At 75.4% G+C, this 8415-nt stretch carries 7 protein-coding genes and 1 pseudogene; 5 read left to right on the top strand and 3 right to left on the bottom strand.

The window, feature by feature from the left end:
- From MW084_RS10895 to MW084_RS10885, 3 genes and pseudogenes are all read right to left on the bottom strand, one after another.
- Window positions 1-464 (bottom strand): annotated as a pseudogene (locus MW084_RS10895) (transcriptional regulator); the annotation flags it as partial.
- Entirely contained in the window at window positions 461-850 is a 390-nt protein-coding gene (locus MW084_RS10890) for a hypothetical protein (RefSeq protein ID WP_010473698.1), read from the bottom strand. The pseudogene MW084_RS10895 and the gene MW084_RS10890, both read right to left, overlap by 4 nt.
- Window positions 851-978: 128 nt before the next feature.
- A complete protein-coding gene (locus tag MW084_RS10885; protein ID WP_010473697.1) occupies window positions 979-2313 on the bottom strand; it encodes a type III PLP-dependent enzyme domain-containing protein in 1335 nt (444 codons plus the stop codon).
- Window positions 2314-2452: 139 nt separating this feature from the next.
- Between MW084_RS10885 and hutU the strand changes: the two genes are divergently transcribed.
- The 5 genes from hutU (at window position 2453) to MW084_RS10860 (ending at window position 8373) form a co-directional block, all read left to right on the top strand.
- Window positions 2453-4111, top strand: a complete 1659-nt coding sequence (hutU, locus tag MW084_RS10880) for a urocanate hydratase (RefSeq protein WP_010473696.1) — start codon at window positions 2453-2455, stop codon at window positions 4109-4111.
- Window positions 4112-4185: 74 nt separating this feature from the next.
- The coding region (locus tag MW084_RS10875; protein ID WP_275563568.1) for an allantoate amidohydrolase at window positions 4186-5410 on the top strand (1225 nt) is incomplete at its 5' end.
- Window positions 5401-6747, top strand: a complete 1347-nt coding sequence (locus tag MW084_RS10870; protein WP_010473683.1) for a formimidoylglutamate deiminase — start codon at window positions 5401-5403, stop codon at window positions 6745-6747. The genes MW084_RS10875 and MW084_RS10870, both read left to right, overlap by 10 nt.
- A 26-nt stretch (window positions 6748-6773) precedes the next feature.
- Window positions 6774-8033, top strand: a complete 1260-nt coding sequence (gene hutI, locus MW084_RS10865; protein ID WP_275563567.1) for an imidazolonepropionase — start codon at window positions 6774-6776, stop codon at window positions 8031-8033.
- 127 nt (window positions 8034-8160) lie between these two features.
- The gene (locus MW084_RS10860) at window positions 8161-8373 is read left to right on the top strand and encodes a DUF4287 domain-containing protein (protein ID WP_010472600.1); all 213 of its coding nucleotides are present in this window, start codon (window positions 8161-8163) and stop codon (window positions 8371-8373) included.
- Window positions 8374-8415 lie beyond the last annotated feature (42 nt).

Genomic DNA, 8415 nt, shown 5'->3' with positions numbered 1-8415 from the left:
AAATTGAAAGGTAAGGGTTCGTCGGGAGGCTCAGATGTGTATAAGAGACAGGGGTACGGCCAGACGCTGTCGAGCAGCGCGCGGCGCCGCAGCGTCTCGCGCTCCACGGCGGCGGCCGGCACGGGGCGGCCCGCGCCCGCGCGGCGGGGGCCGTCGCCGTAGCGGAAGCGGGCCGGGCCGCTGCCGGGCGCGAGCGCGAAGAACGCCGCGTCGAACAGGGCGCCCAGCCGGCACAGCTCGCGCTCCCCCTCGCCTATGCGCGCGGCGCGGCCGCCGTGCGCCCGGGCGGCCGGACCGCCGCCGCCCCCGGCCAGCAGGACGTCGGGGCCGGGCGCGACGGGGCTCTCGGCGTGCACGACCTGGCCGTCGACGAGGTAGAGGGTGCCGAGGTCGCGTACGAGCGCGCCGGTCGCCCGGTCGGCGGCGAGGCGCCGCAGCAGGGGGGAGACGCCGCCGGCCGTCACAGCACCAGCCGTTCGGCGAGGTCCCGCAGGCGTAACCGGGCGAGGGCCGGGTTGCCGACGGCGCGGTCGAGCCACACGTGCAGGAAGAGGCTGCTGTCGAAGTTCGTGGTGACGAAGCGCAGCACGTGGTGGGCGGTGCGGGTGGTGACGAGGAGGTCCTCGACGGGCGGCTCCCCGGCGTCACCGGGCCCGCCGGTGGCGAAGGAGTCGTACTCGGCGGCGGCGCGGGCCAGTTCGGCGGCCTCGGCGGCGCCGGTCGCGTGGTCGCCGACCGGGGAGTCGCCGATCGTGCCCAGGGCGAGTCCGCTGGTCCAGTCGACGAGGGCCGCGCCGCGCGCGCCGGGCAGCGCCATCGCCTCCAGCAGGCACTCGTCGATTCCGGGCACGCGGGCTCCTCTCCCCTGGCGCGATCGCGGCGACCTCGGTAGCGGAGAGGTTACGCAACGTCTCACCCGTGAGGGGGAGTTCCGGCATTTTCCACAGGAACATGCCTCCGGCGCGGTAAGGTCCGCCGCTACTCCCGCACCAGGGCGTCCCCGAAGTCCCCGCCGGCCTCCGCGACGATCTCCGCGAGCGGCTGCGGGGGCCGTACGGTGGCGAACCGCACCGTCCCGTCCGGTCGGACCGCGTAGCCGTACACCCCGGGACGGGGCAGGGAGTTGTACGCGTAGTGGTGCGCGAAGTAGTAGGCGCCGGTGTCCAGCGCCGCCACCACGTCGCCCGGCGCGAGCCGGGGCAGCGCCCGCGCCGCGGCCAGCAGGTCGCCGGCGAAGCACGCCGGCCCGGCCACGTCCTGGTCGACGACCGGCCCGCCCCTGGGCCGGCCCCGCGCGTCGTACGCGCGGATCCGCAGCGGCCAGGACGCGGGGGCGTACACGGTGCGCGCGGCGACCTGGACGCCGGCGTGGGTGACGGCGATGGGCCGGGAGCCGGCCGTCTTGGTGTACTCGACGCGGGCCAGGACCGTGCCGTGTCGGGCCAGCAGCGACCGGCCGAACTCGGTGACCAGCCCGTACCGCCCGTCGAACAGCCCGGGCGCCTCGGCGGCGAGCAGCCGCGCGTAGGCCCCGTGCGTCGGGGTCTCCTCGTCCGACGCGAAGTTCACCGGCAGCCCGCCGCCGATGTCGATCGTGTCGACCTGCCGGCGTCCGGCCGCCGCGTTGATCTCCTCGGCGAGGTCGTACACGGCGCGGACCCCGGCCGCCATGCGTTCGAGCGGGACGCCCTGGGAGCCGGAGTGGGTGTGCAGGCGCGTCAGCCACGGGCGGTCCAGGAAGGCCCGCACGATCCACTCGCGCACCCCGGCGTCGCGCAGGCCGACGCCGAACTTCGAGGTGGCGGTGGCGGTCGACAGGGCACCGATCGCACCCCCGCCGACCTGGGCGTTCACCCGCAGGCCGAGAGGCGGCGGCCCGTTGGCGGAGCGGGTGGGCGCGGCCGGTACGAGGGCGTCGAGGCGGGCCAGCTCCTGCGGGTTGTCGACGTTGACGGCGACGCCCAGGGCCAGTGCCTCCCGCAGCTCGGCGGCGGTCTTGGCGGGCGAGTCGAGGACGGTCAGGTGCGGCGGGACGCCGGCCGCGCGTGCCAGGGCCAGCTCGCCGGGGCTCGCGGCCTCGGCGCCCAGCCCCTCCGCGTGCAGCAGGCGCAGGACGGGGACGAGCGGGCACGCCTTGACGGCGAAGGCGTGCAGTACGGGCGCGCCGGTGACGGCGGCGAACGCGGCGCGCAGCGCGGCGGCGGAGGCGCGGACGCCGGCGGTGTCCAGGAGGGCGACGACGGGTTCGGAAGGCGAGAGCAGCCCCTGTTCCACGGCCGCCCGGACGGCCCGGTCACGACGGTCGGAAGCCATGTCCCCAGCCAAACACCCGCCGCGTGGCCACGCAGCTGTTGACTACAACTATTCAGTCCAGCAGGATGTGAATATCTCACTCACAGCAGTGATCGTCGTCCCAGTGGCCGCGAGGCCGAGCATCCGAGGAGGCACCCCCATGTCAGGACCCCGCCCCGTACGGGCCCCGCGCGGTACGGAACTGAGCGCCCTGGGATGGCAGCAGGAGGCCGCGCTGCGGATGCTGCAGAACAACCTCGACCCCGAGGTCGCCGAGCACCCCGACAAGCTCGTCGTCTACGGCGGCACGGGGAAGGCCGCCCGCGACTGGCGCTCCTTCGACGCCATGGTCCGCACCCTGCGCACCCTGAAGCAGGACGAGACGATGCTCGTCCAGTCCGGCCGCCCGGTCGGCGTCATGCAGACCCACGAGTGGGCCCCGCGCGTCCTGATCGCCAACTCCAACCTGGTCGGCGACTGGGCCAACTGGGAGGAGTTCCGCCGCCTGGAGGCCCTGGGCCTCACCATGTACGGGCAGATGACCGCGGGCTCCTGGATCTACATCGGCACCCAGGGCATCCTGCAGGGCACGTACGAGACGTTCGCCGCCGTCGCCGCCAAGAAGTTCGGCGGCACCCTGGCCGGGACGATCACCCTCACCGCCGGCCTCGGCGGCATGGGCGGCGCCCAGCCGCTCGCCGTCACCATGAACGACGGCGTCGTCATCTGCGTCGACTGCGACCCGCGCGCCATCGACCGCCGCATCGAGCACCGCTACCTGGACACGCGGGCCGACTCCCTCGACCACGCCCTCCGGCTCGCCGTCGAGGCCCGCGACGCCCGCCGCCCCCTGTCCATCGGCGTCCTCGGCAACGCCGCCGAGCTGGTGCCGCAGCTCCTCGCGATGGGCGCCCCCATCGACATCGTCACCGACCAGACCTCGGCCCACGACCCGCTGTCGTACCTGCCGGTCGGTACCGCCTTCGAGGACATGGCGGACGCGGCGGCCAAGGACCCGGCCGGGTTCACCACCCGCGCGCGCGAGTCGATGGCCCGGCACGTCGAGGCGATGGTCGGTTTCATGGACTCCGGCGCGGAGGTCTTCGACTACGGCAACTCCATCCGCGGCGAGGCGCAGCTCGCGGGCTACGACCGGGCGTTCGCCTTCCCCGGCTTCGTCCCCGCGTACATCCGCCCGCTGTTCTGCGAGGGCAAGGGCCCCTTCCGCTGGGCGGCCCTGTCGGGCGAGGCGTCCGACATCGCCAGGACCGACAAGGCGATCCTGGACCTGTTCCCGGAGAACGAGTCGCTGGCCCGCTGGATCAAGATGGCCGGCGAGCGCGTCCACTTCCAGGGCCTGCCCGCCCGCATCTGCTGGCTCGGCTACGGCGAGCGCGACCGCGCCGGCGAGCGCTTCAACGACATGGTGGCCTCCGGCGAACTGGCAGCCCCCCTCGCCATCGGCCGCGACCACCTCGACTGCGGCTCCGTCGCCTCCCCGTACCGGGAGACCGAGGCGATGCTCGACGGCTCGGACGCCATCGCGGACTGGCCCCTGCTGAACGCCATGGTCAACGTCGCCTCCGGCGCGTCCTGGGTCTCCCTCCACCACGGCGGCGGCGTCGGCATGGGCCGCTCCATCCACGCCGGCCAGGTCACCGTCGCGGACGGCACGAAGCTGGCCGGCGAGAAGATCCGCCGCGTCCTCACCAACGACCCCGGCATGGGCGTCATCCGCCACGTGGACGCGGGCTACGAGCGCGCCGACGAGGTCGCCGCCGAACGCGGCGTCCGCGTGCCCATGCGGGAGGAGGCGTGACGGACGTCCGCCCCGCCGCGGACCGGCGCCCCGCGGGCGGGCACGACCGCCCGCGGGGCGCCGCCGCNNNNCCNCGCCGGCGCGTCCTTCCACGAGATGTGGGACGGCCTGCGCGGGATCGGCCGCGACGCCGGCTCCGGCGGCTACCGCCGCTACGCCTGGACCGGCGCCGACGCCGACTGCCGCGCCTGGTTCCGCGAGCAGGCCGAGGCCCGGGGCCTGGCCTACGAGACCGACCGCAACGGCAACCAGTGGGCCTGGCTGGGCGACCCGGACGGCACGGACGCCGTCGTCACCGGCTCCCACCTGGACTCCGTGCCCGACGGCGGCGCGTTCGACGGCCCCCTCGGCGTCGTCTCGTCCTTCGCCGCCGTCGACGAACTGCTCCGCCGGGACGCCACCCCCACCCGTCCCCTCGCCGTCGTGAACTTCGGCGACGAGGAGGGCGCCCGCTTCGGCCTCGCCTGCGTCGGCTCCCGCCTCACCGCCGGCCGGCTGACGAAGGACGCCGCGTACGCGCTGCGCGACGGCGACGGCACGAGCCTGCCGGACGCCATGGAGGCCGCCGGGTACGACCCGGCCGCCATCGGCCCGGACCCGGAGCGCCTCGCCCGCATCGGCGCGTTCGTCGAGCTCCACGTCGAGCAGGGCCGCGCCCTGGACCTGTCCGGCGACCCCGTCGGCATCGCCTCCGCGATCTGGCCGCACGGCCGCTGGCGGTACGACTTCCGGGGCGAGGCGAACCACGCCGGCACCACCCGCCTGGTGGACCGCCGCGACCCGATGCTGCCGTACGCCGAGACGGTCCTGGCGGCCCGCCGCGCGGCGGAACTGGCCGGCGCCGTCGCCACGTTCGGCAAGGTCGCCGTCGAACCCAACGGCGTCAACGCCATCCCCTCCCTGGTCCGCGGCTGGCTCGACTCGCGCGCCGTCGACCAGGCGGCGCTCGACACCGTCACGGCGGCCGTGGAGGCCGCCGCCCGGGAGGCCGCCGACCGGCAGGGCGTCGACCTCACCGTCGTACGCGAGTCGTTCACCCCGGTCGTCGAGTTCGCCCACGCCCTGCGCGACGAACTCGGCAGGATCCTCGACCGGGGCGGCGACCGCCCCGTGCCCGTCCTGGGCACGGGCGCCGGACACGACGCGGGCATCCTGTCCGCCTCCGTCCCGACCGCGATGCTGTTCGTCCGCAACCCCACGGGCGTCTCGCACTCCCCGGCCGAGTTCGCCGCCGAGGACGACTGCGCGGCCGGCGTGCGCGCCCTCGCCGACGTACTGGAGGGCCTGGCATGCCGATGACCACGACGTACTGGCTGGAACACGCCTGGCTGGGCGAAGCGGTCGCCTCCGGCGTCGCCCTGGACACGGCGGACGGCCGCGTCACCGCCGTCCGCCCGGGCGTGCCCGCCCCGCCGCCGGGCGCCACGCCCCTGCGGGGCCTGACGCTCCCGGGCCTGGCCAACGCCCACAGCCACGCCTTCCACCGGGCCCTGCGCGGCCACGTCCAGGCCGAGCGGGGCACCTTCTGGACGTGGCGGGAGACGATGTACCGGGCGGCGTCCCGGCTCACCCCCGACACGTACCGCGCGCTGGCGACGGCCGTGTACGCGGAGATGGCCCTCGCCGGGATCACCGCCGTCGGCGAGTTCCACTACCTGCACCACGCGCCCGGCGGCACGCCCTACGCCGAACCCAACGCCATGGGCGAGGCGCTGGTCGCCGCCGCCGCCGACGCGGGCATCCGCATCACCCTCCTCGACACCGCCTACCTGTCGTCCGGCTTCGGGGAACCCCCCGGCGAGCACCAGAAGCGCTTCTCCGACGGCACCGCCGACGCGTGGGCCGAGCGGGTCTCCGCCCTGAAGGACGCAGGTGACGGCACGGTCCGCATCGGAGCGGCCGTCCACTCCGTGCGCGCCGTCCCCGCCGACCAGCTGGCCACCGTCGCCGCCTGGGCGCACGACAGGGGAGCTCCCCTGCACGTCCACCTCTCCGAGCAGCCCGCCGAGAACGAGGCGTGCCTCGCCGCGCACGGCTGCACCCCCACCCGGCTGCTGGCCGACCGGGGCGTGCTCGGCGAGCGGACGACCGCCGTCCACGCCACCCACCTCACCGACGAGGACATCGCCCTCCTCGGCGGGTCCGTCACCGGCACCTGCATGTGCCCCACCACCGAACGCGACCTCGCCGACGGCATCGGCCCGGCCGCCGCCCTCCAGCGGGCGGGCAGCCCCCTGTCCCTGGGGTCCGACAGCCACGCCGTGATCGACCTCCTGGAGGAGGCGCGCGCGATGGAGCTGGACGAGCGGCTGCGCACCCGGACCCGCGGCAACTGGACCGCCGCCGCGCTGCTGCGCGCGGCCACCGCCGACGGGCACGCCGCGCTGGGCCGGCCCGACGCGGGCCGCCTGGAGGCGGGCGCGCTCGCCGACTTCACCACGATCGCGCTGGACACCGTCAGGACGGCCGGACCGCCACCGCGTCTGGCAGCCGAGACGGCGGTATTCGCAGCGTCGGCCGCGGACGTGCGCCACACGGTCGTGGGCGGCCGCCACGTCGTACGGGACGGGGTCCACGCCCTCGTACCCGATGTGCCGCGGGCGCTGCGGGACGCGATCGCCGCCCTGCACGACTGATCCGGCCGAAGGAGAGCCCCCGCACCATGAACAGCGGCAACGAGCCCACGAACAGCGCCCCCGCGACCGCGGGCCCCGACACGACGAACAGCGCCGTCGCGCCGGCGGACACCGCGGCCACGCTCATCACCAACATCGCCGGCCTGGTCACCAACGACCCCTCCCTCGGTGACGGATCCCCCCTCGGACTGATCGAGAACGCGGCGGTCGCCGTGGAGGGCGACCGCGTCGTCTGGATCGGTGAAGCCAGCAAAGCACCCGCCACTGACAACCGCGTCGACGTCGGCGGACGGGCCGTGATCCCCGGCTTCGTCGACTCCCACTCGCACCTCGTCTTCGCCGGCGACCGCACCGCCGAGTTCAACGCCCGCATGTCCGGCCGCCCCTACGAGGCGGGCGGCATCCGCACCACGGTCGCCGCGACCCGCGCCGCGACCGACGCCGAACTGGAGGCGAACCTCACCCGCTACCTGCGCGAGGCGCTCCGCCAGGGCACGACGACCTTCGAGACGAAGTCCGGCTACGGCCTGACGGTCGAGGACGAGGCGCGGGCGCTGCGCATCGCCGCCCGCCACACCGACGAGGTCACCTACCTCGGCGCGCACGTCGTCCCCCGGGACCACGCCGACGACCCGGCCGGGTACGTGGCCCTGGTCACGGGGGAGATGCTCGACGCGTGCGCGCCGCACGCCCGCTGGATCGACGTGTTCTGCGAGAAGGGCGCCTTCGACGGCGACCAGGCCCGCGCCATCCTCACCGCGGGCAAGGCCCGCGGCCTGCACGCGCGCATCCACGCCAACCAGCTGTCGTACGGCCCCGGCGTGCGACTGGCGGTGGAGCTGGACGCGGCGAGCGCCGACCACTGCACCCACCTGACGGACGAGGACGTGGACGCCCTCGCCAACGGCTCGACCGTCGCGACGCTGCTGCCCGGCGCCGAGTTCTCCACCCGCGCGCAGTGGCCCGACGCGCGCCGCCTGCTGGACGCGGGCGTGACGGTGGCGCTGTCCACGGACTGCAACCCCGGCTCGTCGTTCACCTCGTCGATGCCGTTCTGCGTCGCCCTGGCGGTACGGGACATGGGCATGACCCCCGACGAGGCGGTGTGGTCCGCGACGGCGGGCGGCGCGGCGGCCCTCCGCCGCACCGACGTCGGCCGCCTGGTCCCCGGCGCCCGCGCCGACCTGGCGGTCCTGGACGCCCCGTCCCACGTCCACCTGGCCTACCGCCCGGGCGTCCCGCTGGTCACCCGGGTGTGGCGCGCGGGCGTCCCCGTCGCCGGCTGAGCGGCGCCCGGTCGACCGGACGGCCGGTACGGACGTGACGCGCGTCACGCGCCGTCCCCGACGAGTTCGGGGGCGGCGCCCGGTCGACCCATCCGGCAGCACGCACTCGTCGGCGGAAGGACCGGAGATGGCACAGCAGGCACGGGCGAAGGGCCCCGCGAGCTACTTCCCGTCGATCGAGAAGAAGTACGGGCGCCCCGTCGCGGAGTGGAGTGACCTCATCCGCGCCTCCCCGCTCACCCGGCACATGGAGCTCGTCGCCTGGCTCAAGACCGAGCACGGCCTCGGCCACGGCCACGCGAACGCCCTGGTCGCCCACACCCTCGCGGAAGGCCCCTGACCACCCGCCCCACCGGGAGGGCCCTCTTAGTCACATCTCCGA

The sequence above is a fragment of the Streptomyces sudanensis genome, from assembly GCF_023614315.1.
In the GTDB taxonomy this organism is placed as follows: domain Bacteria; phylum Actinomycetota; class Actinomycetes; order Streptomycetales; family Streptomycetaceae; genus Streptomyces; species Streptomyces sudanensis.
The sequence above is the reverse complement of the archived record's forward strand: the minus strand, read 5'-3'. Positions and strand labels throughout refer to the sequence as shown.

Bases quoted from the DNA above. Each gene is read 5' to 3' on its own strand.
- MW084_RS10870 (WP_010473683.1), top strand. From the start codon at position 5,401: ATGCCGATGACCACGACGTACTGGCTGGAACACGCCTGGCTGGGCGAA.
- hutI (WP_275563567.1), top strand. From the start codon at position 6,774: ATGAACAGCGGCAACGAGCCCACGAACAGCGCCCCCGCGACCGCGGGC.
- MW084_RS10885 (WP_010473697.1), bottom strand. From the start codon at position 2,313: ATGGCTTCCGACCGTCGTGACCGGGCCGTCCGGGCGGCCGTGGAACAG.
- hutU (WP_010473696.1), top strand. From the start codon at position 2,453: ATGTCAGGACCCCGCCCCGTACGGGCCCCGCGCGGTACGGAACTGAGC.
- MW084_RS10860 (WP_010472600.1), top strand. From the start codon at position 8,161: ATGGCACAGCAGGCACGGGCGAAGGGCCCCGCGAGCTACTTCCCGTCG.